General features: G+C 64.4%; 23 protein-coding genes. 19 read left to right on the top strand and 4 right to left on the bottom strand.

Going from position 1 to position 26,107, the window contains the following annotated elements:
* Positions 1 to 8: 8 nt before the first annotated feature.
* Both P4L93_02025 and P4L93_02020 read left to right on the top strand, forming a co-directional pair.
* The gene (locus P4L93_02025) at positions 9 to 1,124 is read left to right on the top strand and encodes a M20/M25/M40 family metallo-hydrolase (protein MDR3685723.1); all 1,116 of its coding nucleotides are present in this window, start codon (positions 9 to 11) and stop codon (positions 1,122 to 1,124) included.
* Positions 1,125 to 1,130: 6 nt separating this feature from the next.
* On the top strand, positions 1,131 to 2,222 hold the full coding sequence (locus P4L93_02020; protein ID MDR3685722.1) for a DUF3866 family protein: 1,092 nt from the start codon (positions 1,131 to 1,133) through the stop codon (positions 2,220 to 2,222).
* A gap of 30 nt (positions 2,223 to 2,252) precedes the next feature.
* Here P4L93_02020 and P4L93_02015 read toward each other — a convergent pair whose 3' ends face one another.
* Positions 2,253 to 2,888, bottom strand: a complete 636-nt coding sequence (locus P4L93_02015) for a hypothetical protein (GenBank protein MDR3685721.1) — start codon at positions 2,886 to 2,888, stop codon at positions 2,253 to 2,255.
* 204 nt (positions 2,889 to 3,092) lie between these two features.
* On the opposite strand from P4L93_02015, the gene ald reads away from it, so the two are divergent.
* From ald to P4L93_01980, 7 genes are all read left to right on the top strand, one after another.
* On the top strand, positions 3,093 to 4,208 hold the full coding sequence (gene ald / locus P4L93_02010) for an alanine dehydrogenase (GenBank protein ID MDR3685720.1): 1,116 nt from the start codon (positions 3,093 to 3,095) through the stop codon (positions 4,206 to 4,208).
* 149 nt (positions 4,209 to 4,357) lie between these two features.
* Complete coding sequence (locus tag P4L93_02005) at positions 4,358 to 6,556, top strand: SPFH domain-containing protein (GenBank protein ID MDR3685719.1); 2,199 nt, start codon at positions 4,358 to 4,360, stop codon at positions 6,554 to 6,556.
* Positions 6,557 to 6,667: 111 nt separating this feature from the next.
* Complete coding sequence (gene xerD / locus P4L93_02000; protein MDR3685718.1) at positions 6,668 to 7,573, top strand: site-specific tyrosine recombinase XerD; 906 nt, start codon at positions 6,668 to 6,670, stop codon at positions 7,571 to 7,573.
* A gap of 110 nt (positions 7,574 to 7,683) precedes the next feature.
* A complete protein-coding gene (locus P4L93_01995) occupies positions 7,684 to 8,763 on the top strand; it encodes a BMP family ABC transporter substrate-binding protein (protein MDR3685717.1) in 1,080 nt (359 codons plus the stop codon).
* A gap of 83 nt (positions 8,764 to 8,846) precedes the next feature.
* The gene (locus tag P4L93_01990) at positions 8,847 to 10,475 is read left to right on the top strand and encodes an ABC transporter ATP-binding protein (protein ID MDR3685716.1); all 1,629 of its coding nucleotides are present in this window, start codon (positions 8,847 to 8,849) and stop codon (positions 10,473 to 10,475) included.
* Entirely contained in the window at positions 10,468 to 11,667 is a 1,200-nt protein-coding gene (locus P4L93_01985) for an ABC transporter permease (protein ID MDR3685715.1), read from the top strand. Before P4L93_01990 ends, P4L93_01985 begins: the two co-directional genes overlap by 8 nt.
* A 2-nt stretch (positions 11,668 to 11,669) precedes the next feature.
* Entirely contained in the window at positions 11,670 to 12,626 is a 957-nt protein-coding gene (locus P4L93_01980) for an ABC transporter permease (protein ID MDR3685714.1), read from the top strand.
* 41 nt (positions 12,627 to 12,667) lie between these two features.
* Here the strand turns inward: P4L93_01980 and P4L93_01975 are convergent, their stop codons facing one another.
* The 3 genes from P4L93_01975 to P4L93_01965 all read right to left on the bottom strand — a co-directional run bounded on the left by P4L93_01975 (position 12,668) and on the right by P4L93_01965 (position 14,238).
* A complete protein-coding gene (locus tag P4L93_01975) occupies positions 12,668 to 12,928 on the bottom strand; it encodes a hypothetical protein (protein MDR3685713.1) in 261 nt (86 codons plus the stop codon).
* Between the two features lie 10 nt (positions 12,929 to 12,938).
* Positions 12,939 to 13,982: a DUF4349 domain-containing protein gene (locus P4L93_01970; protein ID MDR3685712.1), complete on the bottom strand. Its 1,044-nt coding sequence runs from the start codon at positions 13,980 to 13,982 to the stop codon at positions 12,939 to 12,941.
* 118 nt (positions 13,983 to 14,100) lie between these two features.
* Entirely contained in the window at positions 14,101 to 14,238 is a 138-nt protein-coding gene (locus P4L93_01965) for a hypothetical protein (GenBank protein ID MDR3685711.1), read from the bottom strand.
* Between the two features lie 361 nt (positions 14,239 to 14,599).
* Between P4L93_01965 and mraZ the strand changes: the two genes are divergently transcribed.
* Genes mraZ through murG form a run of 10 tightly spaced genes read left to right on the top strand, consistent with a single transcriptional unit; the run spans position 14,600 to position 26,106 of the window.
* Positions 14,600 to 15,052: a division/cell wall cluster transcriptional repressor MraZ gene (gene mraZ / locus P4L93_01960; protein MDR3685710.1), complete on the top strand. Its 453-nt coding sequence runs from the start codon at positions 14,600 to 14,602 to the stop codon at positions 15,050 to 15,052.
* Between the two features lie 9 nt (positions 15,053 to 15,061).
* Positions 15,062 to 16,012: a 16S rRNA (cytosine(1402)-N(4))-methyltransferase RsmH gene (rsmH, locus tag P4L93_01955; GenBank protein MDR3685709.1), complete on the top strand. Its 951-nt coding sequence runs from the start codon at positions 15,062 to 15,064 to the stop codon at positions 16,010 to 16,012.
* Positions 16,013 to 16,051: 39 nt separating this feature from the next.
* A complete protein-coding gene (locus tag P4L93_01950) occupies positions 16,052 to 16,600 on the top strand; it encodes a hypothetical protein (protein ID MDR3685708.1) in 549 nt (182 codons plus the stop codon).
* 19 nt (positions 16,601 to 16,619) lie between these two features.
* Entirely contained in the window at positions 16,620 to 18,491 is a 1,872-nt protein-coding gene (locus tag P4L93_01945) for a penicillin-binding protein 2 (GenBank protein MDR3685707.1), read from the top strand.
* 49 nt (positions 18,492 to 18,540) lie between these two features.
* On the top strand, positions 18,541 to 19,983 hold the full coding sequence (locus tag P4L93_01940; protein MDR3685706.1) for a UDP-N-acetylmuramoyl-L-alanyl-D-glutamate--2,6-diaminopimelate ligase: 1,443 nt from the start codon (positions 18,541 to 18,543) through the stop codon (positions 19,981 to 19,983).
* Entirely contained in the window at positions 19,977 to 21,386 is a 1,410-nt protein-coding gene (locus P4L93_01935) for a UDP-N-acetylmuramoyl-tripeptide--D-alanyl-D-alanine ligase (protein MDR3685705.1), read from the top strand. Before P4L93_01940 ends, P4L93_01935 begins: the two co-directional genes overlap by 7 nt.
* Positions 21,383 to 22,435 (top strand): phospho-N-acetylmuramoyl-pentapeptide-transferase, encoded by a 1,053-nt coding sequence (gene mraY, locus P4L93_01930; GenBank protein MDR3685704.1) that lies wholly within the window; start codon positions 21,383 to 21,385, stop codon positions 22,433 to 22,435. The genes P4L93_01935 and mraY overlap by 4 nt, the downstream gene beginning before the upstream one ends.
* Positions 22,432 to 23,823 (top strand): UDP-N-acetylmuramoyl-L-alanine--D-glutamate ligase, encoded by a 1,392-nt coding sequence (murD, locus tag P4L93_01925; GenBank protein MDR3685703.1) that lies wholly within the window; start codon positions 22,432 to 22,434, stop codon positions 23,821 to 23,823. Before mraY ends, murD begins: the two co-directional genes overlap by 4 nt.
* Complete coding sequence (gene ftsW, locus P4L93_01920; protein ID MDR3685702.1) at positions 23,823 to 25,064, top strand: putative lipid II flippase FtsW; 1,242 nt, start codon at positions 23,823 to 23,825, stop codon at positions 25,062 to 25,064. The genes murD and ftsW overlap by 1 nt, the downstream gene beginning before the upstream one ends.
* Complete coding sequence (gene murG, locus P4L93_01915; GenBank protein ID MDR3685701.1) at positions 24,979 to 26,106, top strand: undecaprenyldiphospho-muramoylpentapeptide beta-N-acetylglucosaminyltransferase; 1,128 nt, start codon at positions 24,979 to 24,981, stop codon at positions 26,104 to 26,106. The genes ftsW and murG overlap by 86 nt, the downstream gene beginning before the upstream one ends.
* The last annotated feature ends 1 nt before the right edge of the window (position 26,107 follow it).

Below are 26,107 nucleotides of genomic sequence, written 5' to 3'. Positions count from 1 at the left end.
GAGTGCCTTTGAGCGACGACCGCCTGCTGTCGACCTTCCTCGACCTCGTCCGGATCGACAGCCCGACGGGTTTCGAGGCGGCGTGTGGCGCCTACTGCGCCGAGAAGTTGCGCTCGCTGGGATTCACCGTGCGCTTCGACGACAGCGCGAGTGCGACCGGCTCGGACACCGGCAACCTGATCGCCGAGCTTCCCGGTACCGGCCCGGGCGTCCTGGCCCTCTCGGCGCATCTCGACTGCGTCGAGCCATGCCGAGGCGTCGTGCCGCGCGTGGAGGACGGGATCGTCGTCGCCGAGAGCGAGACGGTGCTGGGCGCCGACGACAAGGCCGGACTCGCCGCGGCGCTAGAAGCAATCGAACGCCTGGTTGAGAGCGGTGGTCCGCGCCCCAAGCTCAAGGCGCTGTTCAGCGTGCAAGAAGAGGTCGGGCTTATCGGCGCCAAATACTACACGGCGGTCGATGCCGCCTGCGACCTGTGTCTCGTGCTCGACGCGGAGGGCTCGCCGGGGGGTATCGTCACCGCAGCGCCCACGCACTACACGTTCGCCGCAGAGTTCTTCGGGCGCGCCTCGCATGCGGGGGTGGCGCCGGAGCGCGGCGTAAGCGCCATCCTCATGGTGACCGACGCTATCAGCCGCATGCGGCTCGGCAGGCTGGACGACGCGACCACGGCCAACGTCGGCACGATTCGGGGCGGCACGGCGACCAACGTCATCGCCGCTCGCTGCGACGTCACCGGCGAATGCCGCTCGCTGGACCGCGCAGTGGTTGAGGCGCTCAAAGCCGAGATGGACTCGGCCCTTCGCGCTGCCGCGGACGAGGCTGGTGGCAGCGTCGATGTCGTATGGACTCGCGAGTACGAAGGCTTCGTCTATCCCGACGACTCGCCGCTTGTTGCCCTGGTCGCCGACGGCTGTCACGCAGCGGGCATCGAGCCGCGAACGTTTCGCACGGGTGGTGGCTCGGACGCCAACGTCTTCGCGGGCAAGGGAATCCCCGTGCTGGCGCTCGCGTGCGGCATGAGGGGCGTGCACGGCGTCCACGAGCAGATCGCCGTCGCCGACCTTGTCGCTCTGACGCACATCTGCGTGGCCGTTGCCGAACGCATGGCCGAGGAGCGCTAGCCTGACATGCGCCTCGTCTGGGGTACCGTCACGGCCGTCGAGCAAGAAGCCACCGGGTTCCAGCTGCTGGTCGTTGCGCTCGACGTGGGGGAGCCTGGCTCGGCGATCTGCTACCCGGCGCTCTGTGGCGCGTGCGTCGAAGGCGACCGCATCTTGCTCAACACGACGGCCGTCGGGCTCGGTCTAGGGACGGGCGGGCGCCATTTTGTTCTCGTTCGAGCCGATGGCATAGAAGGCGTCGCGTTCGACGAACCCAGCGGCGGCCACATCATGAAGTTGCGCTACACGCCAATGCAGCGTGACGTGCTATCGGTGGAGTCGCCCGAGAGCCCCCACCACTCGGTAATGTCGCAGGCCACGGGCCTCGATGGCCTACCCGTGGTGTGTTGCGGCTTGCACAGCCAGGTGCCGCTGGCGGCGGCCGCGATCAAGACGTTCGACCCGTCGCTTCGTATCGCATATTGCATGACCGACTCTGCATCGCTCTCACTCCCGCTCTCCGATGTCGTGCGGGCGTGCGTTTCAGCAGGTTTGCTGGACTCGACGATCTCGTGCGGTCAGGCGTTTGGGGGCGAGTTCGAGTCGGTCAACCTGCACTCGGGACTCCTGGCCGCCAAATACGTCGCGAGCGCCGACGTAGCGATCGTCGCGATCGGACCTGGGGTTGTGGGCACGGCCACGCCATTCGGGCACGGTGGAGTGGCGCAGGGCGAGGCTATCAACGCGGTGGCGGCGCTTGGGGGCACTCCGATCGCCGCGTTGAGGGTGTCATTCGCCGACGCGCGACAGCGCCATCGTGTCGTGAGTCATCACACGCTAGCCGCGCTCACCGGCATTGCTCTGGCACCAGCGCTTGTAGCCGTACCCGCGCTGCCCGCCGAACTCGCCGAGCAGATCGCCGCTCGTCTCGCTGGTGCGGGAGTCTGGGGTCTCCACCGTCCTGCCCACGCGTACACGCCGTACGACGAGGCGCCGGATCTCCGCGGTATCGCCGTCACGACGATGAGACGCGGCCCAGCCGAGGACCCGGCATTCTTCGCGGCGGCGTACGCCGCTGGGGAGATTGCGGCACGCGCCGCATGCGGGGAGTCGTTCTAGCGCCTGAACTGAGCGAATGCGTGCCCGCGACTACTCGACCTTGAAGCTTACGGCGCTGCCGTTGGGCATCGTGGCGCTCTTCCCGCCGAGATACGCGGTCGCGTAATAGCGGTACGTGCCCTTCTTCTTGGGCGCGCTGGTCGTCCGACGCCACGTCTCCGTTGTCGAGGTGTGCGAGTAGCGAGAGAGAGTGAACGACTGGTCGTAGCCGATAGTGTTGTTGTAGATGCGCATCGTGACCTTGTCGGGGTGCCCCTGGACCTTCGCGGTGAGCGTGATGTTGTCGCCGGTCGCCACGGTGGAGGGGCTGACCGAACGCGAGAGCACCTCAAGCGTGACCGTCGACGATGTGGATGACGAGGAGGAAGAGGAGCCACTCGACGGCTTCTTGGCCGAGTCGACCTGCTGCTGCAGTGCCGTGTTCTTGGCGGCGAGCGCGGTCAACGAGGCGTCGCGGCTGTCGATCTGAGCCTGCAACGCGGATGCCGATGAAGCGGCCTGCGACGTCTGAGTCGCAACCTGCTTCTTGAGGTCGTCGATCTGCTTAGACGAGGATGCTCGCGCGATGGCGTACGCGCCCACGGCACCCAAGAGAAGCCCAATCGCTAGAGAAGAGAAAACCCAACCCCAGAACTTGTTCTTGGGGATTCGAAGGTACTCGATCATCTGGCCCCCTCGGCCTATCGCCAACAATATGCCATATCGATTGTACGACTCCCGCGCCAAGCTTGCTCGATATGCAAAACGACCTTGAACCTATGCGTGGAAAGCGTACACTGAGTCACGTTTTGGGGCCACGACGGCCCGAGTCTAAACATCGCCGATCAATCCTCGGCAGCAGGATCGCCAACCACGAAAGGGAGTGCGCACGTGATCGTCGGAGTTCCCTCAGAGATCAAGAACAATGAGTTCCGAGTCGGCATGACCCCCGCGGGCGCCCACGAGTTCGTCGTCCACGGCCATACGGTCCTGATTCAGAAGAGTGCCGGCGTCGGCTCTTCATTCACCGACGCCGAGTACTCCGCCGCCGGCGCCCAGCTGGTCGACACGGCGGACGAGGTGTTTGCCCAGGCCGACATGGTCATCAAGGTCAAGGAGCCGCAGCCGGTCGAGATCGCGAAGCTGCGTCCGGGCCAGATTCTCTACACGTACCTGCACCTTGCTCCCGACTACGAGCAGACCGTTGGTCTGATCGGCTCTGGCGCTGTCTGCATCGCGTATGAGACCGTTGAGCTTCCGAACCACACGCTTCCGCTGCTCGCCCCGATGTCTGAGGTTGCCGGCCGCATGGCGGCTCAGGTGGGCGCGACCTATCTGCAGAAGCCGTTCGGCGGCCGTGGCGTTCTCATGGGCGGCGTCCCCGGCGTCTGGCCGGCCAAGGTCGTCGTCCTCGGCGCCGGCGTTGTCGGCACGAACGCTGCCTACGTTGCCAAGGGCATGGGCGCGGACGTCACCGTCATGGACGTCAACATCGATCGTCTTCGCTACCTCGACGACATCTGGGGAAACAGCGTTCGCACGGTGTACAGCAACAAGCACAACATCAAGGAGCAGGTCTACGCTGCCGATCTCGTCATCGGCTCCGTCCTGCTGCCAGGCGCCAAGACTCCGTGGCTTGTCACCAAGGAAGATCTGCCGCACATGAAGCCGGGCTCCGTCATCGTCGACGTCTCGGTTGACCAGGGTGGTTGCATCGAGACCACGCATGCGACCACGCACGCCGAGCCGACCTACTTCGTCGACGGCGTCCTGCACTACGGCGTGGCCAACATGCCGGGTGCGGTGCCCAATACGTCCACGCTTGCACTGACCAACGCCACGCTGCGCTACGGTCTGGCCATCGCCGACAAGGGCTGGAAGCAGGCTGTCGCCGACGATGCCGCACTGGCCAAGGGCGTCAACGTGCTCGACGGCAAGATCACCTACAAGGGCGTCGCCGACGCTCACGGAATGGACTACGTCGATCTGGCGTCGCTCATCGCCTAGCACTCACCTCGCACGGCAATCGCACCTACGGCGGCCACCCACTCGGGTGGCCGCTTGCGTTTGGCGATACACGCGGCGAAGCTGTTAGCAGCGATGCTGGCGGTGGAAGAAAACTCCAGCGATTGTCGAGCTCCGTAAGGGGGAGGAACGTGCCTGTTCTATTCGGGGGATTCACGCTCGTAGTGGTGCTGCTCGTTGTTTTCATCGTCGCGCTGTGGATCCTCGGACTGCGTGTTATCCCGAGCGACAAGGTGGGCGTGGTCGAGAAGTGGTGGAGCCCAAGGGGCTCGCTGAAGGACGCGATCATCTCCTTGCACGGCGAGGCCGGCTACCAGCCCTACGTGTTGCGAGGCGGAATCCACTTCCGCTCGCCGCTCATGTACAAGGTCCACGTCATGCCGCTCGTTACGATCTCGCAGGGCAAGATCGGCTACGTGTTCGCGCGTGACGGCGTTCCGCTCACTCCGGGCCAGACACTGGGCAAGGTCGTGAAGGGCAACACGTTCCAAGACGTGCGCGCGTTCATGGACGCGGGCGGCCAGCGCGGTCCGCAACGCCAGATCCTGCGTGAAGGTACGTACGCCTTCAACCTCGCGCAGTTCATCATCATCACCGACTCGCGCATCTACTACCTGCCGATGGGCGCCGCTGCCGAGCAGGGCACCATCCAGGCGATGGCGCAGCACCTCAACTCGGTCGATGGCTTCAGCCCGATCGTGATCAAGGGCGCCGACGACAAGACCGGCATCATCACGGTCAACGACGGTCCGTCACTGCCAATGGGCGACATCATCGCTCCGGCTGTCGGCGACAAGCAGGGCGACCCCAACTACCACAACAACTTCCAAGACCCAGAGGCGTTCCTTGCCGCGGGCGGTTACCGTGGTCGCCAGTACATGGTGCTGACCGAAGGTACGTACTTCATCAACCGCCTGTTCGCGACCGTCGAGCTGATCAACAAGATCATCGTTCCGGTGGGCTACGCGGGGGTGGTCGTGAGCTACTACGGCCCCAAGGGCGAGGATATGTCGGGCGAGGAGTATCGCCACGGCGAACTCGTGGCTAACGGCAACCGCGGCGTGTGGAGCGAGCCGCTCATGCCTGGCAAGTACGCGTTCAACACCTACGCCGGTTCGGTCAGCATGGTGCCGACTACCAACATCATCCTGAAGTGGATCCAGTCCGAGGTTGGCTCGCACAGCTACGACGAGAACCTCTCCGAGATCGAACTGATCACCAAGGACGCCTTTGAGCCGCGGCTTCCGCTCTCGGTGGTCATTCACATCGACTACAAGAAGGCGCCTCTCGTCATCCAGCGTTTCGGCGACATCAAGATGCTCGTGAACCAGACACTCGACCCGATGGTCTCGGCGTACTTCAAGAACATCGGACAGACCAAGACGCTCATCGAGCTGATCCAGCAGCGTAGCGACATCCAGACGCAGTCCAGCGTCGACATGAAGGAGAAGTTCGCGCACTACAACCTCGAGCTCGAAGAGGTGCTGATCGGCACGCCGCGCTCGCCTGAAGGCGACACCCGCATCGAGCAGATCCTGACGCAGCTCCGCGACCGTCAGGTTGCGTTCGAGAAGCTCGAGACGTTTGAGAAGCAGCGCATCGCTGCCGACAAGGAACGCGAGCTCAAGCAGGCCATGGCCATCGCCGAGCAGCAGACGATGCTCACGCAGTCAGAGATCAACATCCAGGTCCAGGAGAACTCCGGCCGAGCCGAACTCCAGCGCGCACAGCAAGACGCCGAGCGCGTCAAGACGCTGGCTGGCGCAGACGCCGAGCGCGTGAAGCTGCTCGCCTCGGGCGAGGCAACCCGCATCAAGCTGACCGCCGAGGCGGATGCAGACCGTGAGGCCCGCGTCGGCATTGGCCGAGCAATCGCCATCGAGGAGCAGGTACGCGCCTATGGCGGGCCGCAGCTCCAGCTCATCCAAGACGTCATGACCAAGCTCTCCGCGGCGATCCAGGCCGCCGGGATCCCGATCGTGCCGAGCACATACGTCGAGATGGGTGGCGGATCGGGCGGCGAGGGAGAGGGGGGCGGTGGCGCCAACGCCTTCAACCTGCTCATGACGCTCCTGTCCACCGAGAAGCTCCAGGCCACCGGACCTCTCACCGAGTCCGACCCCGAGCAGGCCGGTGCCGTCAGGGCGATCAAGGCTTCCATTCGCGATCAAATGACCTCGACAGGGACCGCGGTCAGGAACCCGAGTGCTGCCAAGCCTGCGACCCCGGCGACCCCGGCGCCCACCCCGGCGGCAGCACCTGCGCCCAAAGTGACGCCGCCACCGGCCGAGCCGCCGACAGCTCCACCCAGCACCGACAGCGCGATCTAGCTCTGCAAGCGATCCGCCGAGACCCCCGAGGTACGTAGCCTCGGGGGTCTCGCTCGTTTCGATGCCGCATCGGCGCGGAGCGCGGGGTCCCGACGACCTATACTCGGACGTGTGAACAGTCTTGTCGCAGAGTACCTTGGACACCTCGCCGTCGAGCGGGGCGCCTCGCAGCACACGATCGACGCCTACGGGCGCGATCTGAGCGACTACGTGGCGTACCTCGAGGCGCGAGGCGTGGGCCAACTCGTGGATGTGACACGCGACGACGTGACCGGCTACGTGGCCGACCTGCGCATGCGCGGTCTGGCGCCATCGACAGTCGAGCGGCATGTCTCGGCCGTCAAAGGGCTACACAAGTTCCTAGTCCGAGAGGGCATCACCGAGAACCACCCGACGGCCCGCCTGCCGCTGCCCAAAGTCCCCGAGCGCCTGCCTGAAGTAGTGTCGATCGAGCAGGTCGACGCGCTGCTCAGTCAGCCGTTCCCCGACGGCCCAGCGGGGCTCCGGGACCGCGCCATCCTCGAGACCCTCTACGGCACGGGCATGCGTGTCAGCGAGCTGACCGGCTTGGACCTCACCGATCTGGACCTGAAACAGGGCTACATCCGCGTCTTTGGCAAGGGCGGCAAGGAGCGACTCGTGCCGATTGCCGGCATGGCGACGCACGCGCTGGACGCATACTTGCGCGACGGCAGGCGCTACCTGCGACCCAAGTCGTCGCTTCGCGGAGTTGACTCTTCGGCGGTGTACCTCAACGCGAGGGGAGGGCGGCTGTCTCGGCAGGCCGTCTTCTCGATGGTGCGCAAGTACGGGCGCCGAGTCGGGCTCGAACTGCATCCCCATACGCTTCGGCATTCGTTCGCCACACACCTGCTCGAAGGGGGTGCCGACCTGCGCGCGCTGCAGGAGATGCTGGGGCACGCCGACATCTCGACGACGCAGGTCTACACCCACGTTGACCGGCGCCATGTTCGGGAGGAATACCTGACAACACACCCACGGGCGCGACTTCGCTAGCAGTCCTAGCAGGTGCCCGGGGAGGCCCAGAGCGGCTGACAATACTCAGGGCCAAAGGTCTAGAATGAATGGCGGGAGGAATCACACTGTCTGGAGGAGGAGGAGCTTACGTGAGATCCAAGTGGCTCAAGTACGGCGGGGCAGCGCTCGTTGCGATGCTCATGGTCGCGGTCGTGGCCGGTTGTTCGAGTAGCACGCCCGCATCGTCGGGTAGCACGAGCACACCAGCAAAGGCAACTCTCAAGACCGCAATGGTCACCGACATCGGTGGCTTGGGCGACAAGTCCTTCAACGACCTGAGTTACGCGGGTCTGCAGGAGGCAAAGGCCAAGTTGGGCGTCGACATCAAGGTTCTCGAGTCCAAGGCACCGACCGACTACGAGAGTAACATCACCAACCTCGCAAACGCCGGATACAGCCCGATCTTCGCCGTCGGCTTCCTGATGACAGACACCGTCTCCAAGCTTTCGACCGCTTATCCGGACGTTACCTTCGGCGGCATCGATGAGTCGTTCAGCCCGCCGATCAAGAACGTCGTCGGTATCAACTTCAAGGAGCAGGAAGGCGCGTACCTCGCCGGCTACCTCGCCGCGAAGCTGACCACCATGCCCAACGTTGATTCTCGCATCAACGACAAGCCGATCTTGGGCTTCGTCGGCGGCATGGATATTCCGCCCGTGCAGCGCTACCAGGCCGGATTCATCGCTGGTGCCAAGGCTGCCAACCCGGCTGTCGTAGTCAAGAGCGTCTACGCCGGCTCGTTCACAGATCAGCAGAAGGGTATCGAGGACGGCAAGGCGCTCATCGACCAGGGCGCGGACATTGTTTTTGCTGCCGCTGGTCAGACTGGCCTGGGCACCGCAAAGGCCTGTCAGGACAACAAGGCCATCTTCATTGGCGTTGATGCCGACCAGTTCCTGACGATTCCGGGCATCGGCGACACGATTCTGACCTCTGCGGTCAAGAAGGTCGACGTCGCGGTGTTCGACACCGTTCGGAAGGCTTCCGAGGGCACGCTTCAGGGCGGCGCTGACGTCCTGTACGGCTTGAAGGAAGACGGCGTTGGCCTTGCCCCCTACCACGATTGGGACGCCAAGATCCCCGCTGATGTGAAGGCCGCTGTCGAGAAGGCAAAGACCGACATCGCAGCTGGCACGATCACCGTTCCCACAACGGCTCCTGCGCAGTAGTTCACTTTGCGCTGCCGCATGACTAGGTGACACAACGGGGGCGGTCGGCAGAGCCGGCCGCCCCCGACGCGTGAGGAGACCAGATGTCAGACGACCGGGCGCCGGCGAGCGTCGGCGCAGCCGCCTCGACCACCACGCCAATCCTGCAGCTCGAGCACATCACGAAGCGCTTCCCGGGAGTTCTGGCCGACGACGATGTTTCGCTGTCGGTCTACTGCGGGCAGGTTGTTGCGTTGCTCGGCGAGAACGGAGCCGGCAAGACGACGCTCATGAACGTCGTCTACGGCTTGCTCGATGCCGAGGAAGGCTCGATTGCCGTGGCCGGCGAGGCGGTTCGCATCAAGGGCCCCAAGCAAGCGATCGACCTCGGGATCGGCATGGTCCACCAGCACTTCATGCTGGTCGAGCCGCTGACGGTGACCGAGAACATCGTGCTTGGGCTTGAGCCCACGCGGTACGGGATCGTCGATCGCAAACTGGCTCGCAGCAAGGTCGTAGAGATCTCCGAACGCTACGGGCTGGCGGTCGATCCCGACGCCAGAGTCATGGACCTCTCGGTAGGAATGCAGCAGCGCGTCGAGATCTTAAAGGCGCTGTACCGCAAAGCCCGTCTCCTGATTCTCGACGAGCCCACGGCCGTCCTCACGCCGCAGGAGGTAGTCGAGCTCTTCTCGATCGTGCGCCAGCTGGTTGACGAGGGACTTGCAGTCGTCATCATCACGCACAAGCTGGACGAGGTCATGGCATTTGCGGATCGCATCGTGGTCATGCGACAGGGTCGCCTCGTAGGTGAGACGCGCCCGGCCGACACGGATGAGGCTGGGCTTGCCAAGATGATGGTGGGACGCGACGTCGTGCTGCGTATCGACAAGTCACCAGCCAACCCCGGCGACAAGATCCTGCAGATCTCGGATTTGCACGTCTTTGACGACCGCAAGCTTGAGGCGGTGCGCGGAGTCTCGATCGACGTACGTGCGGGCGAGATCGTCGGCATCGCCGGCGTCGACGGTAACGGGCAGCGTGAGCTCGTTGAGAGCATCGTGGGCCTGAGGCGAGCCAACTCCGGGTCGATTCGGCTGAAGAGCAAAGACATAACACACTCCGACCCCGCTGCCAGCATCGCCGCCGGCGTCTCCTTCATCCCAGAAGATCGTCAGCGGCGCGGGCTGATCCTGCAGTTCGACATCACCGAGAACCTTGTCCTCGGTGACCAAAGCCGGCAGCCGGTGTCGCATTTCGGGATCTTGAACCGTCAAGCCATGGCAGATCTGGCCGAGCGGCGAATAGGGGACTACGACATCCGCACGCCCAGCCCACGTGTCGCAGCCGAGAACCTCTCGGGAGGCAACCAGCAAAAGCTCGTAGTTGCGCGCGAGATCGGCCGCGACCCGGAGGTGCTGGTCGCAGCGCAGCCAACGCGCGGCTTGGACGTCGGCGCGATCGAGTTCGTCCATCGGCAGATCCTTGGCGAGCGGGAGCGGGGCAAGGCGATCCTGCTCGTGAGCATGGAACTCGAAGAGGTCATGTCGCTATCCGACCGCATCTTGGTCATGTACGAGGGCCAGATCGTCGCCGAGTTCGAGTCCGGAACCGTCACCGAGGAGCGGCTTGGCTACTTCATGACTGGCGGCGGCAAGGGAGAGCGTGCCGGTTCGATCGGGACGGCTCAAGAGCCGACGCCTGCCCACGTTGGGGGTGAGCAGGATGTCTGACGGCTTCGACACGCCTCTGTCGCCCAACCCGCTCAACAACGTGCCGGCGCTGCGAGCCCCGGGTCAGGGGCGAGATGTGCCACCGCCGGCCGGTGACTCGGCCGACAAGGACTTCGCGATGCAGCGCGAGCGCATGCAGCGCGTCATCAAGGCCATCACGCCGTTCATCTCGATCGTGATTGCGGTGCTGGTCAGCTCTGTGTTCATCGTGGCCACAGGGGGAAACCCGATTGCCGCCTTCCAGGCGCTGCTCTATGGAGCCTTTGGCACGCCGCGAGCGATCGGCGAGACGCTGCTGCGCACCACACCGCTGATCTTTACCGGTCTGGCGCTGGCGTACGGCTTTCGCTCGGGCGTCTTCAACATTGGCGCTGAGGGCCAGCTGTACATGGGCGGGCTGGCCGCCGCCTACTTTGGCATCACATTCGGCGGGCTCTCCACGTTTATCGCGATCCCGTTGATCATCATCGCCGCCGCCGCGGCAGGTGCCGCTTGGGCATTTATCCCGGCGCTCATGAAGGTCCGCATCGGCGCCAACGAAGTCATCACCACCATGATGTTCACCTACATCGGCAAGTACGTGGTCTCGTGGCTGGTCACAGGCCCGCTGGCCGACAATAGCGGCATCCCGCAGAGTGCGCAGCTGCCGCCCAGCAGTTCGATGCCGAGGCTCTCGGCGATCATCCCGTTCTTGGGGACGGGCCGTGCACATCTGGGAATCGTGGTCGCGGTGCTATTCGCAGTCGTGATCTGGGCCGTTCTGAAGTACACCACGCTGGGCTACGAAGCCCGCGCAGTTGGCTACAACCCGTTCGCGTCGCAAGCCGGAGGCATCTCCGTGGGCTCGACGATCATCAAGTCGCTGTGCATCTCGGGTGCGCTGGCGGGAGTCGCCGGAGCCGTCGAGGTGATGGGAGTCTACGGACGTCTTTTCGACAACTTCTCGAACAACTTCGGCTTCACAGGCATCGCCGTCGCGCTACTAGCCAAGAACAACCCGCTCGGCGTGATCGCGGCGGCGCTGCTCTTTGGGGCGCTCGACGCCGGTGCCGGAACCATGCAGCTCGAGGCGGGCGTCTCGCAGAAGGTCATCAACATCATTCAGGCAGTGATCATCTTCACCATTGCCGCCGAGACGATCGTGACATGGTCGATCGAGAAGTTCAGCGCGCGGAAGGGGGTGGGAGCGTGAGCATGTTGTGGCAGATCCTCACACCCGATCTCTTTGCAGCTGCGGTGAGGCTCTCTACCCCAATCGCGCTAGCGGCGATGGGCGCCGCAGTGTGCGAGCGCTCAGGAGTGGTCAACATCGCGCTCGAGGGGCTGATGTTGGTCTCAGCCTTCTTCGGTACAGTTGTCGCGATCTTCACGCACAACACCTGGCTTGGCGTCTTTGGCGGAGTCTTTGCCGCGATGGCGTTCTCGGCGCTTCATGCTTGGGCGTCGATCAACCTGCGGGCCGATCAGATCGTCTCAGGTACGGCGATCAATCTGCTGGCGCTGGGCGTGACCGGCTTCCTGATGGAGGCGATCTTCGGCCACCCAGGGACGACCGACCCGGTGCCGACGATTCCGCCGGTCTTCAACTTCCCTATGGGTGGCCCGGGAGTTCTGGGCACGACGTGGACGTGGATCAACACGATCGTGTTCAGCTACACGCCCATCGTCTACTTCAGCATGTTCTTCGCTGTCTTCATGACGTGGGCGATGTTCCGCACGCGCTGGGGGCTGCGGCTTCGCGCGCTGGGCGAGCACCCGCGCGCGGCCGACACCGTGGGCATCAACGTGCTACGCGGCCGCTGGATCGCCGTGCTGATCTCGGGTGCGATGGCGGGATTGGCCGGAGCGAACCTCGCCCTGGAGCAGGTGGGTGGCTTTACCGAGAACATGACAAACGGCCGAGGCTTCATTGCGCTTGCGGCGATGATCTTCGGACGTTGGATTCCCGGCTTCGGATTTCTCGCGTCGCTGCTCTTCGGCTTTGCCGATGCGCTCCAGATCAAGCTGCAGATCTTCAGCAACGTGATCAAGATCCCGCCGCAGTTCTTCTTGATGCTGCCCTACGTCTTGACGGTCGTTGTGCTTGCCGGTGTCGTGGGCAAGGCGGTTGCGCCCGCAGCCGACGGCAAGCCGTACAAGTCGAAGGGCTAGCTCGGTGTCAGCGTGCGGCTCTCGAAGGCTCGCAGGTCGTCTCAGGGCGCCGGCGGGCCTTCGCTGTGCTCGGGGTGCGGCGAAGTCGCGGCATCGCCCTTCTCGGCGGTGTCGCCCCCGAGCACGTTGCGCACGTAGGCGACCATGACGACCACGAGCGCGAACATCCCGAGGGCGACCGCATCGGCCGGCCAGTCGAGACGGAAGTCCATCCCGCGCATCACAGCGCGAACCAGATAGGCACCCGCTACGATCGCCGCGGCGGCCCACAGTGGAAGTCGGAAGCGTGGTCGAGGGAGCACGGGCGGTCCTCTACGTCGGGGGAGCGTTGTCGGCAGAGCGAACGTCGGGCGATTCTAGGTTTCGCGGTGGGACATCGGTGGCGAGCGGAGTACCCGCTGCGGCTGCGGGCTGTGCGAGCGCTTCTCGCTGAGTGCGATGCTTCCGCGCCCGGCGTGCAAGCAGCCACCACACGATAGCGCCGATGACGATGAGTGGGGAGAGGGCGATGATTGCCGTGATGATTTCGCGCACGAGCACAGCGGCGCCCTGCACGCCCGTGGTGACTGCGTCCACGAGTCCCCAGCCGCCCGCAGAAGGTCTGACTACCGGACCGGGCTGGTCGAGTGTAACAGTCAGAGTGGCCATCGCAGCTTGGCCCTCCAGATAGGCGAGCTGCGCCTGCATTGATTCGATGTCACCCCGAACGCGCGAGAGCTCTCGCTCGACCGAGAGCAGGTCGCTCACCGTGCCCGCTCGCGTGAGTAGCGCCCGCAGCCGAGTCTCCTCGGCACGGAGGTTCGCAAGCCGAGCCGTCATGTCGATGTGCTGCTGCGTGACGTCGGACTCGCTGGAGGTCTGCGAGACCAGCTTGCCGAGCGCAGCGACCTTCGTCTCCACGGCGGGGAGACTAGCGGCCGGAATCCTGAGAGTGAGCGACGCGTTGGCCGGTCCGGTCAGGCGCGTTCCCGACGAGTTCGCCGCGGACGCCTCGGGCGCCGGCGACTCTGAGTTGTCACTGATGGTCAGCTGGGAGATCGAGCCACCGGCTTGCTGAGTGAGGGCTCGAATCGAGGCGACCGCTGCCGAGAGGTCGTCAACGCCGACGTTCATGGCGGCGGTAGTGATGACAAGGCGATCCGGCGACGCCGAGGTGCCCTTGCCCGCATTGGCTCCGCCCGTCGGGCCGGCGGTATCTGCTGCCGGTTGGCCGCTAGGAGCGACGGCGCTCAGTGCCGCTCCAGACGAGGACGTCTGTTCTGAGCTACTGCTCGTACCGCCGGAGCAACCGGTGGACGTCAGGAGCGCGAGGGCTAGTAGTGCGCAAACGCTCAGCAAAGAGAGTCGTGTTCTCATGGTCGCGCTCCTCCGCGAATCGGCGGACGTTTCGAGAAAACGACGGACGCCCCACTACAGCGGCAATGGGGCGTCCGGTCACAGCAGAGCGTGTGGGTGGATCAAGCGACTTGCTCGCTTACGCCTCCCGCTTGGCGTCCTCCGCCTTCTTCAGGACGGAGGCTGCGTAGGCTCCGAGGCCTACGCCGATGGCGCAAACAACGAAGAACGCAAGGATTAGGACGTTTACAACGGCTGCAGCCCAGTTGGATGTCATGTGACCCGTAACCTCCGTGTCGCCAGAAGAATCGCTTCGATTCTACCTGTTGAATTCGCGTCACGGCAAACGACTCCTCTGTCTGCGCCGCTCCCATCTGATTCCGCTGTCAAGGTGAGGCGCCACGAACGCCGTTCGAGCAGTAAGACGCGAGTGCGGATGCGTTGGTTCGCGCGCCCGCCGGAAACCTTCCGACCGCTTGGCAGCACAAGGGTCGCATGTGCCCGTGGGCGACCGTGGCATCGGGTGGGCTTCGGTGGTATGGAATCCCATGAGAGTGTTGCAATGTGGGATGAAGTGTCATAGAGTTCGTCTTGCGAGAGCGGGGACCTCACGAGGGGTGTCCCGAGGTGCGAGAGGGATGAGGGGGTCAGGGATGTTTCTCGGCGACTACCAGCACACGCTGGACGCCAAGGGGCGTATCTCCCTGCCCGCGAAGTTCCGCGCCGAGATGACTGGCAAGTTGGTCATCGCCAAAGGTTTTGAGGGATGCCTCTACGTCTACTCAGCCGACGAGTACAACCGCTTCGTCGAGAGCCTGCTCGCCAGCGAAGACTTCGATCCCAGAAGTCGCCGCATCCGCCGGTTCTTCACCTCCGGTGCGGTCGAAGCCGAGCTCGACTCGGCAGGGAGAATCTCGCTTCCGCCCGTCCTGCGCGAGTACGCAGGACTGAAGAAGGATGTCGCCGTCACGGGCAACGGTAACCGTCTCGAGCTTTGGGACGGGGAGCGTTGGGCTGCGTACAACAGCGGTGACGAAGAGGGGTCGATCGAGGACCTCGCGAAAGAGCTGGCCGCAGCCGGCCTGCTCTAGGGCTTGAAAATGGAATACCGGCACACCCCAGTTTTGCTGGCCGAGGTCACGCAGCAACTATCGCCGCACCCCGGTTCGATAATCGTCGACTGTACCTTAGGCGGGGCAGGACACGCGAAACGGCTTCTACAACTCGTGGTACCCGGCGGACTACTCGTCGGGATCGACCAAGATGACGCAGCACTCACCGCAGCAGAAATCACACTCCGCCTCGGCCAGCAAATACCTCCAGAGAGCATCAAGTTGCTCAAAGGGAACTTCGGGGAACTGGACAGCCTGCTTATGGAAGCAGGCGTGCCCTACGTCGATGGATTCCTCTTCGACCTGGGCGTCAGCTCACCGCAACTCGACTTCCCGGAGCGCGGTTTCTCCTACCGCGAAGATGCTCCACTGGACATGCGGATGGATCCGGGTCATCAGACCCTAACCGCAGCAGAGGTCATCGCAACCTATGACGTAGCCGACCTCACCCGGATCATCCGTGACTTTGGCGAAGAGAAGTGGGCGGCACGAATCGCCACCTTCATCGGCGAGAAGCGAGCACGCCAGCCGATTGAGACCACGAGGCAACTCGTCGAAGTCATCAAGGCAGCCGTTCCCGCTGCAGCCCGCCGAGAAGGCGGACACCCAGCCAAGCGTACGTTCCAAGCGCTTCGCATCGAGATAAACGACGAACTCGACGTTCTGAAGACCGGTCTGGATGCCGCCATTCGGTGGCTTGCTCCGAGCGGACGCATCGCGGTCATCAGCTATCACTCGCTTGAGGATCGCATTACCAAGCAGACGTTTGTCGAGTTCTCGCAGGGGTGCACCTGTCCGCCAGGCCTTCCGGTCTGCACGTGCGGGCACGAGCCGGTACTCCGCAACCTGACGCGCCGGGCCATCCTGCCCACGCCTCAGGAGATAGAAGAGAATCCACGCGCGCGCAGCGCCAAGCTGCGAGTCGCCGAGAAACTGTAGGAGCCCCAAGGGGCCGTACGAAGGGGGAGGTGGGCGAGGATGGGACTGCCAGCGCTCAAGCAAGAGCCGGGCCCGGCTGCCCGTCGGCCTCACCTCCGTGTCGTCCAAGATGCACCCGCTCGTAGCCAGAAGGCCAAGCCCAAGCGCCATGCGGCGACCTCGCATGCCGCGGCGCGCCAAGCTTTCGTGTTCTTTGCCGTCATCGTTGCAGTCGCGGCCGTCCTTGGCGCCGGCCGAGTTTGGCTGTCGGTCCAGGCGGCGCAGGCCTCGATTGACTGCGGCAAGCTACAGACCGCGATCAAGACCGCCCGCTACGAAGGCGACATGCTCGAGATCCAAGAAAGCGCTTTGGCAACACCCTCGCGCATCCAGGCCGAAGCTGTCGGTACCATGGGCATGGCGCCGGCCACATCGGTCACCTACATGAGGCTGGAGCCCGGTCCCGCAGGTACGGCCCAGATCGCCGAGGCTCCAGCGCCGAGCGCATCGCCTGCTCAGCAGGCTGTACTTCACAATCTCGTCGGCATGGTCGCGGTGGAGGCTCGCATGCTTCTCGTCGGCGATGCCGGGCTAACGTCATCGAAGTGAGGAACGGATAGGAGGTAGCGTGGCGCAGCGCCGCATGCGGTCGTCAGGAAGCGGTCGCTTCGCATTCCTTCTCGTCGTCCTCAGTTCACTGTTCTTGGTCCTGGTGGCTCGGCTCATCTTCGTGCAGGTCATCGCCGCGCCGACCTACGCCGCGAAGGCGACGGCGCAGCGGATGCGCGACATCCAGTTGCCGGCACTTCGCGGGACGATCTACGACCGCGAAGGTGAGGCGCTCGCACGAAGCGTCGCCGCTCGCACGGTCTACGCCGCTCCCAACACCGTCAAGGACAAGTCGGCTACGGCCCATTCACTGGCCTCGGTGCTGGGTGGCACCCCGGCGTACTACGAGGACAAGCTGTCCAAGAACACGGGCTTTGTCTACATCGCCCGACAGATCGACATGGACAAGGCGGACAAACTCGAGGCGCTCAAACTCGAAGGCATTGGCCTGTTGGAGGACTCCAAGCGTGTCTACCCCTCGGGTGATCTCGCCGCGCAGACCCTCGGCTTCATGGGCATCGATGGTACGGGTCTGGCTGGCATCGAAAAGCGTTACGACTCGGTGCTCGCCGGAAAGCCGGGCGTCCTTCTGGGCGAACGGGATCCTTATGGCAGGCCGATTCCAGGAGGCGTTCAGAAGAACGTCGACCCGGTCGATGGGCACGATATCGTACTGACGATCGACAAGGACATCCAGGACCACGCCCAGGTCGAGCTTGCGGCCGCCATCAAGAAATGGGGCGCGTCGGGCGGCTCGGTCACGATCATGAACCCCCAGGACGGCGAGATCTACGCCATGACTTCGACGCCTGGATTCGACCCCAACAACTACCAGAAGGCCGACCCCAAGGGCTTTCGGAGTCGGCCGATCCAGGACGCGTACGAGCCTGGCTCGACGATCAAGTCCATTACGGCCGCATCGGTCATTGGCGCCGGGATCTTCACGCCGAACTCGATGTTCCACCTGCCGACCAGTCTCAAGGTTGCCGGCTTCACCATCCACGACGCCGAGGGCCGCGGCACGGTGGACTGGTCGCTCACGCAGATCGTGACCAACTCATCCAACATCGGTGCGGCGAAGATGGGCATGAAGCTGGGCAAGCAGGGCCTGTACGACTCGTTTCAGCGATTCGGTCTGACTGAGGCGACGGGCGTCGACTTCCCCGGCGAGGCCAAGGGCTGGTTGCCCGCGCCCGCGAGGTGGCAGAACGGGTCGGTCGCCAGCATCTCATTTGGCCAAGGTCTGTCCGTGACACCACTGCAGCTTGCTCGGGCGGTCTCGGCGATCGCGAACGGCGGAACGCTGATCACTCCGCACTTCCTACTCGACGTGCCGCAGGATCCTGCGCTGAAGCCGGTCTGGCCGACTCGAGTGGCGTGCTCGCATCAGACGGCGGTGACGACGACCAACATACTCAAGCATGTCGTCACCGAAGGAACCGGCAAGGCTGCTGCAGTTCCCGGCTACGTTGTCGCCGGTAAGACCGGCACGGCGCAGGTGGCGCTGCCCAATGGCCTTGGCTACGCCAAGGACAAGTACATCTCGTCGTTCATCGGCTACCTGCCCGCCGACAACCCGCAGCTTCTCATTGAGGTCAAACTCGACGAGCCGAGCAACGCGATCTTTGGTGGAACGGTTGCGGCGCCGTCGTTCTCTTCGCTGGCGGCGTTCTGCTGCGACCACCTCAAGATCCCGCCGACAAGCGCGCAGAGCGTGGTTACCAGTGGCACGCCGATTCTGGGGGTGGACGCACCGAGCGTCCCGGCGAAGTTGGCGACGACGACCAAGAAGGCGGCGGCCGCGAAGAGCGGATCCAGCAAGCCAAAGTCCGACGACTCCTCGACCGGCGGCGGCGCCAGCTCCGCAGACGATGCGGGCAAGAATCAGTGACAACCATGGTAGAATCGGCGGCTGATGTGGTGGACAGAGCGTGACTGAGATAGCAATGACACGCCTGCTTGAAGGCGTCGGCGCGAGGCCACTGGGCCCGGCCGACGTTGTCGTTTCCGGAGTCACGTACCGCTCCAACCTGGCGACCCCCGGCGATGCCTTCTTCTGCATACCAGGATTCGCCCACGACGGGCACGACTTCGCTGCGGACGCTGTGGCCCGTGGCGCAGTCGCGCTTGTGGTCGAGCGGGAGCTGCCGGGCATCGATGTCGCGCAGTTCCTGGTCGCGAACGCTCGAGTAGCACTCGCGCTGGGCGGCGCGAGGTTCTACGGCGACCCGAGCGCATCGATGCAGGTTATCGGGCTGACCGGCACCAACGGCAAGACCACCACCACGTACCTGATCGACGCGATCCTTCGCCGAGCCGGACACAAGACAGGTGTGATCGGCACCGTGGAGACGCGTCTGGGTGACGAGCGCATGCCCGCATCGCGCACCACGCCAGAGTCCAGCGACCTACAAGCGTTGCTCGCGCAGATGCGCGACGAGGGCGTCTCGGCAGTGGCGATGGAGGTCTCAAGTCACGCCATCGACCTGCACCGCATCGACGGTGTGCGATTCGCCGTCGCGGCGTTTACCAATCTCACGCAGGATCATCTCGACTACCATCACACGCTGGAAGAGTACTTCTCGGTGAAGCGCAGGCTGTTCACCGACTTTGAGGTGGCCGCACGTGTCGTCAACGTAGACGATCCGCTCGGCGAGGACATGGCGCGCGAGATCGAGGGCGTGCTGAGCGTGGGCCGCTCGCAGGCAGCTGCGGTGCGCGCGGACAACGTTGAGCTCGGCTCGACCGGCTCGGTCTTCACGCTCGTAACGCCTCAGGGCGCACGGGTCGTGCATCTCCCGCTTGCGGGCGCCTTCAACGTCAGCAACGCCTTGGTCGCTGCCGGTTGTGCGCTTGCCGTTGGCATCGACCTGGACTCTCTTGTCGATGGCCTGGAGCATGCTCCGCAGGTGCCCGGTCGGCTCGAGCGGATCGACTGCGGTCAGGAGTTCGCGGTCGTGGTCGACTACGCACACACGCCAGACTCGCTGGAGAAGGCGACGCGCGCGGTTGCCGCGGTAACTCCGGGCCGGGTGATCGTCGTGTTCGGCTGCGGAGGCGATCGCGATCCGGAGAAGCGTCCCATCATGGGACGCGCGGCAGGGGACAACGCCGACATCGTCATTGTGACGAGCGACAACCCGCGTTCGGAGGATCCTGTCGGCATCATCTTGCAGGTGGAAGATGGCGTGAAGCAGAGTGCAGCTGTCTACGAGGTGGAGGTTGACCGGCGAACCGCGATTGCCCGCGCCATCGAGCTAGCCAAACCCGGAGACTGCGTCCTGATCGCCGGGAAGGGCCACGAGGACTACCAGATCTTCGCGGACCGCACTGTTCACTTCGACGACCGCGAAGTCGCTCGCGAGGAGCTCGGCGGATGCTGACGGCCTCTGTCGACATCGTTGTCTCGGCGACCGGCGGCGAGTTGCTCTCAGGCTCCCTGTCAAAGGTGGTCAGCGACGTCTGTATCGACTCGCGATGCATACGTCCAGGCTGCATCTTCGTCGCACTCCCGGGCGAGCGGACCGACGGCCACGACTTCGTGCTGTCGGCCATCGACGCAGGTGCCAAGCTCATCATCGTGTCAAGAACCGCCGAACAGGTTGTTGAGCTGGTCGACGTTGCGAAGCGCCGCGATGTCGCGGTCCTGCGCGTCGACGATACGCTGCTCGCGATTCAGGCACTTGCGAGCTATCACCGGTCGCGCCTGCACTGCGAGGTGCTCGGAATCACCGGTTCCACGGGCAAGACGAGCACCAAGGACTTCGTGATGGCCGTGCTTTCCGCCGGCAAGCGCACGGTCGGGACGCAGGGCAACCGCAACAACGAACTCGGAGTTCCGCTAACGGTACTGGCGGCCAACGCCGATACCGAGGTGCTCGTGGTCGAGATGGGCATGCGCGGAATGGGGCAGATCGCCTCTCTGTGCCAGATCGCGCGCCCGACGTTGGGCCTGCTTACCAATGTGGGGACGAGCCACATCGAGCTGCTTGGCAGCCAAGACGCTGTCGCCGAGGCCAAGGGCGAGTTGGTTCGCTGCCTGCCAGCAACCGGCGTGGCGTTCCTCAACGGCGACGACGAGTACTCCGCGCGCATCGCAGGCACCACGGCCGCGACTGTTACGCTCTACGGCCTGAGCGAGGCGTGCGTAGTGCGCGCCACCGACATCGAGCTGGATGCCGAGAGCCGGGCCGCCTTCACCCTGCTTAGCCCGGCGGGTGCAGCGCAGGTAAGCCTGCCCGTCCCCGGCCGTCACAACGTCTACAACGCGCTGGCCGCCGCGGCGGTTGCGCTCCAGCTCGGGATCGCCCCCGAGCTAATAGCCGAGAAACTCGCAACAGCCGACATGTCGGCCATGCGAATGCAGGTCATCAACACGGCCAGCGGTCTGACTCTTGTCAACGACGCGTACAATGCGAATCCCGCGTCGATGCGTGCTGCGGTCGATACGCTCGCGGCGATGGTCGCGGGCGGCCGGCGGATCGCGGTCCTCGGCGACATGGCAGAGCTTGGGTCGCTTACCGAGCTGGCTCACTTCCGCATCGGCGAGGCTGTGGCGCGGCTCGGAATCGACGAGCTGGTGACGGTTGGTGTTCGTGCACATCGGATCGCCGAAGGCGCCTTGGCCCACGGCATGAGCACGCAGCACGTACGCGTGACCGAGGACGCCGAGTCTGCTGCCGAGGCGCTCGGTTCGCTGGCCGAAACCGGCGACATCGTGTTGGTCAAGGCTTCACGGGTTATGGGTCTCGAGGTCGTAGTGGATAGGATGGTGGCACTGCGATGATCGACATCTCGAGGTATCCGACATACACGGTCTTTCTCGCAGTAGTAGTCGCGATGTTGGGAACTGCGGCGTTGTTCCCCTTCTGGATCCGACTGCTGCGCGTGCGCAACATCGGGCAGCAGGTTCGCGCCGATGGTCCGCAAGGGCATCTGGTCAAGCAAGGTACGCCGACAATGGGTGGCGTGCTCATCCTGCTGGTCGTCACCGCTGCTTACCTGCTCTTGGCGAAGGCAACCCCGCTGTCGATTCTGGCACTTGCAACGATGCTGGGCTGCGGGACGCTGGGCTTCATTGACGACTGGTCGAAGGTCAGTCACGAGCGCTCGCTCGGGCTGCGCCCCCGCGCCAAACTCTTCTGGCAGGGAGTGATCTCGGTCGCGTTCGGGCTGTTCGTCGTGAACTGGGCACAGCTCTCGACCTGGGTGCAGATTCCGCTCACGACCTACCGGATAGACCTTGGCGAGCTCGCCACGACGATTCCCATCGGCGGCATGACCATCGTCATACCGTGGTTCTACCTGCTCCTCGTCTACATCATGGTCACCGGCATGAGCAACGCGGTGAACCTCACCGATGGACTCGACGGACTGGCCGCCGGCACCGTCACGATCGTCACGCTCGCCTACGCCGCCATCGCGTTTCGCCAAAACGCGCTACCCACGGCACTACTCGGCGCGGCCGTCGCTGGCGCTTGCATCGGCTTCCTCTGGTACAACAGCTATCCAGCCGACATCTTCATGGGCGACACCGGTTCGCTGGGGCTGGGCGCAGTCATTGCGGCGCTGGCTATCATCACGAAGGCCGAGCTGTACCTCGTCATCATCGGTGGCATCTATGTCGCCGAGACACTCTCGGTCATCTTGCAGGTCGGTTCGTTCAAACTGACCGGCAAGCGCATCTTCCGCATGGCGCCGCTCCATCACCACTTCGAGATGCTCGGGTGGTCGGAGACCAAGGTCATGGTGCGGTTCTGGATCGTCACGGGCATTCTCGCGGGGCTTGGCTTCGCGATGTTCTTCGTCGGCAGCGTCGTAGCGAGGGCAAAGTGAACGAAAGCAACAACGGAGTCGCAGACTCCCTGGTCCTGGGCATCGGGAAGAGCGGCATCGCGGTGGCCAGGTATCTGGCTGAGCGCATCGGCACCGGCGACGTGGCCTCGGTGACGCTCGCCGAGTCCGGCGACAACGAGGTGATGCGTGCCACAGCAACGCAGTTGGAGCACCTCGGCGTGCGCGTGCTGCTGGGCGCTGAGTCAGTCGACGGCCACTACGAGCTGTGCGTCACGAGCCCGGGTATTCCGCCTTACTCGCCGCTGCGCGTCTCGGCCGCCGAGAACAGTGACAGAATCATGTCCGAGATCGAGTTCGCCTACGAGTGCACAGGCAAGCCGTGGGTGGCCATCACGGGCACCAACGGCAAGACCACGACCACCTCGCTGGTAGCGCATCTGCTGCGTGCGGGTGGCATCGCCGCAGAGGCGGTCGGCAACATCGGCTTCGTTGCTACCGAGGCGATGCAGCGTGAGGACCTCGAGATCATGGTCGCCGAGGTCTCGTCGTTCCAGATGTCGCTCATCGAGCAGTTCCACCCCCAGGTGGCAGTGCTGCTCAACATCACACCCGACCACATCAACTATCACGGCTCGCTGGAAGCCTATGCGGCGGACAAGACGCGCGTCTTCGAGAACATGGACGACGGTGATCTCGCCGTTATCGACGTAGACGATCCAGGTTCGGCTCCCTACGCCGAGGCGCTCGAGGCGCGCGGCGTACCCGTCGCGCGTGTGAGCCGCACGGTGGGCCACCCTGGCGGTGCCACGGTCGTCGACGGCTACCTGACGCTGGAGACACAGGGCGGCCCGGTCAGACTCGTTCGCCCGGACGAGCTTCTGATTCGCGGCCAGCATAATGTGAGCAACGCCCTTGCGGCGGCCGTGGCGGCACATGCGCTCGGAGTCGATCCGGTCGATCTGCGAGAGGGCCTCAAGACGTTTGCGCCCATCGAGCATCGCCTCGAGCCGGCTGGCGCCGTGGGCGGCGTCGACTGGTACAACGACAGCAAGGCCACCAATCCCGACGCGGTCTTCCAAGCGCTGCGCGCGTTCGAGGGACGCGATTTGATCGTGCTTCTCGGCGGACGCAACAAGGACAACGACTTTCGCTCCCTCGCCGAGCAGGTCGCCAAGAGCGCGAAGGCGGCCGTTCTCTTCGGCGAGTCACGTCATGAGTTTGCCGCGGCTTTCGCGGGCGTCGACCTTCGCACGGTGGACGCAGTCACGCTTCGCGATGCCGTCGAGGCGGCGGCATCGCTTGCTGTAGCAGGCGATGTGGTTGTGCTTTCCCCGGCGTGTGCTTCCTTCGATGAGTTCACGTGCTTCGAGCATCGAGGAGACGAGTTCAAGCGCTACGTCGCCGAGCTGGCAGGGGAGGCCAGGTAGTGGCTCCTCAGAAGGAGTATGCGGGAGGACCTGCTGCGCGATATCTGCTCCTTGGCGCAGCGCTGTTCCTGACGGTCTTCGGACTGGTCATGGTCTACTCTGCGTCGTCGATCTCTGCACTCGTCAAGCAGGGCTCGCCATACTTCTTCGCCGAGCGCCAAGCGGTGTTCGTGCTCTTCGGTATCGTGCTGGCCTGGGGCGTTTCCCGCTTCGACTACCGCAGGTTCCGCGGCCCTCTGGGCTACCAAGTCTGGGGAGTGGCGATCTTCCTGCTGGTCACGACGTGGGCCTTGGGCGTCGTCCGCGGAGGTGCGCGTCGCTGGATTCCGCTGGGCTTTTTCAACCTGCAGCCCTCCGAGTTTGCCAAGATCGCATGCGTGCTCGTTGCGGCGATGCTTGCGGTCGAATGGCAGCGACATCGCACCGACACGCCCACGTACCTGCGCCGGCTGGGCATCTTCGTCGGGATTCCGGCGGTTCTGATCGTCTTCCAGCCTGATCTCGGCACCACCATGCTGATGGCTGCCGGAGTGGCCATCGTGCTGTTCCTCGGCGGCATCGAGTTGCGCTGGGTCTATGTTGCCCTGGCAGTTCTCGTAGTCTTCGCTGTGTTCGCCATCGCAATCGAGCCCTACCGAATGGCTAGAGTAACGGCGTCGCTCGACCCGTGGTCTGAAGCCCAAGGCAAGGGCTATCAGGCCGTTCAGGCGCTACTAGCGTTCGGCACCGGCGGCATCAAGGGCCTCGGTCTTGGGTTGTCTCGGCAGAAGTGGTTCTACCTTCCCGAGGCTCACACCGACTTCATCTTCGCGATGGTCGGCGAGGAGATTGGGCTCGTGGGAACGCTGTCCGTCATCGGCGCCTTTGTCGTCGTGGTGTTCTCGGGCATCCGCATCGCGATGGGTTCGCGGGACCAATACGGTCGATTGCTCGCGGCGGCCCTGACGGGCATGCTCGGGTTTCAGGCCATATTGAACATGGCGGCGGTCACGGGATTGTTCCCGGTGACCGGCAAGCCACTTCCATTCATGAGCTACGGCGGGTCGTCCATCGTGGTCACCATGATCAGCGTGGGGCTCATCCTCTCAGTGTCTGAGTACGGAGCGTGCGCGCCGAAGGCCATTCGAACGCCGTCCAAGAAGAAGGAGCCGGTTCGTGCGAGTTCTGATGAGCGGCGGCGGGACCGCGGGGCACGTGTACCCCGCACTGACAGTCGCCGACCGGTTCGCCGACGCGCCTGACGAGGTTCTGTTCGTCGGCACGCCTAACGGCCTTGAAGCCCGGCTTGTTCCTGAGGCGGGAGTGGAGTTCCTCCCGCTCAAGGCGTCAGGCTACGACCGTGGGCGCCCACTCACGCTGCTCACATCGATACCGCGCATCGGGCTCTCAACTATTACGGCGTGGCGTTGGTTCGGGCGCAGCAGGCCCGACGTCGTGATTGGCTTCGGCGGCTACGTGTCGATTCCCGTAGGGCTCGCGGCCGTGATGAGGGGCATCCCGCTCGTGCTGCACGAGCAGAACTCGGTTCCCGGACTCGCGAACAAGATCCTGTCGCGCTGGGCACGGGCCGTAGGAGTCACCTACGAGGAGTCGGCCGCGGGCCTTGCGCACTCCGAGCGCGCGGTGGTGACTGGCAACCCTGTGCGTCCTGCGGTGCTGAACGCCAGCCGCGAGAGGGGCCGAGACGCACTCGACCTCCCGGCTGACGCCCTCGTGATGCTGGTGTTCGGCGGCAGCCGCGGTGCTCGGCATCTGAACTCGGCAGTCGTTGGGCTGCGCGACAGATTGATGGCCATCCCCGAGCTGCGCGTTGTGCACGTGGCCGGCGCAGCCGAGGTGCAGAGCGTACGCGCCGCGCTCAAGGCCGCCGGCGGCGACTGCAACGGGCGTTGGCAGGTGCTGGACTACCTCAACGACATGGGCTCGGCGCTAATGGCGAGCGATCTAGTAGTCGCTCGGGCCGGCGCGACCTCGATTGCCGAGATCACAGCGCTCGGGCTTCCTGCAGTGCTGGTGCCGTTCCCGTTCGCCACTGAGGACCATCAAACCAAGAACGCCGCCGCGATGGTTGCGCGCGGCGCGGCCGAACTAGTGCCCGACAGCGAGCTGGACGATGAACGCTTCGGTGACATCGTCTGCGGCCTTCTGTCGGACGCCGGACGCCGTGCTAGTATGGCGGCCGCATCTCGCTCGCTGGGACGGCCGGACGCTGCTGACCGGGTCGCCAGCTTGGCCCGCCAGGCCGCCGGAAAGCCCCCTGTCGCGCGCGCCATCGACTCTTAGG

The sequence above is a fragment of the Coriobacteriia bacterium genome (genome assembly GCA_031292615.1).
Taxonomy (GTDB): Bacteria; Actinomycetota; Coriobacteriia; order Anaerosomatales; family JAAXUF01; genus JARLGT01.
The sequence above is the reverse complement of the archived record's forward strand: the minus strand, read 5'-3'. Positions and strand labels throughout refer to the sequence as shown.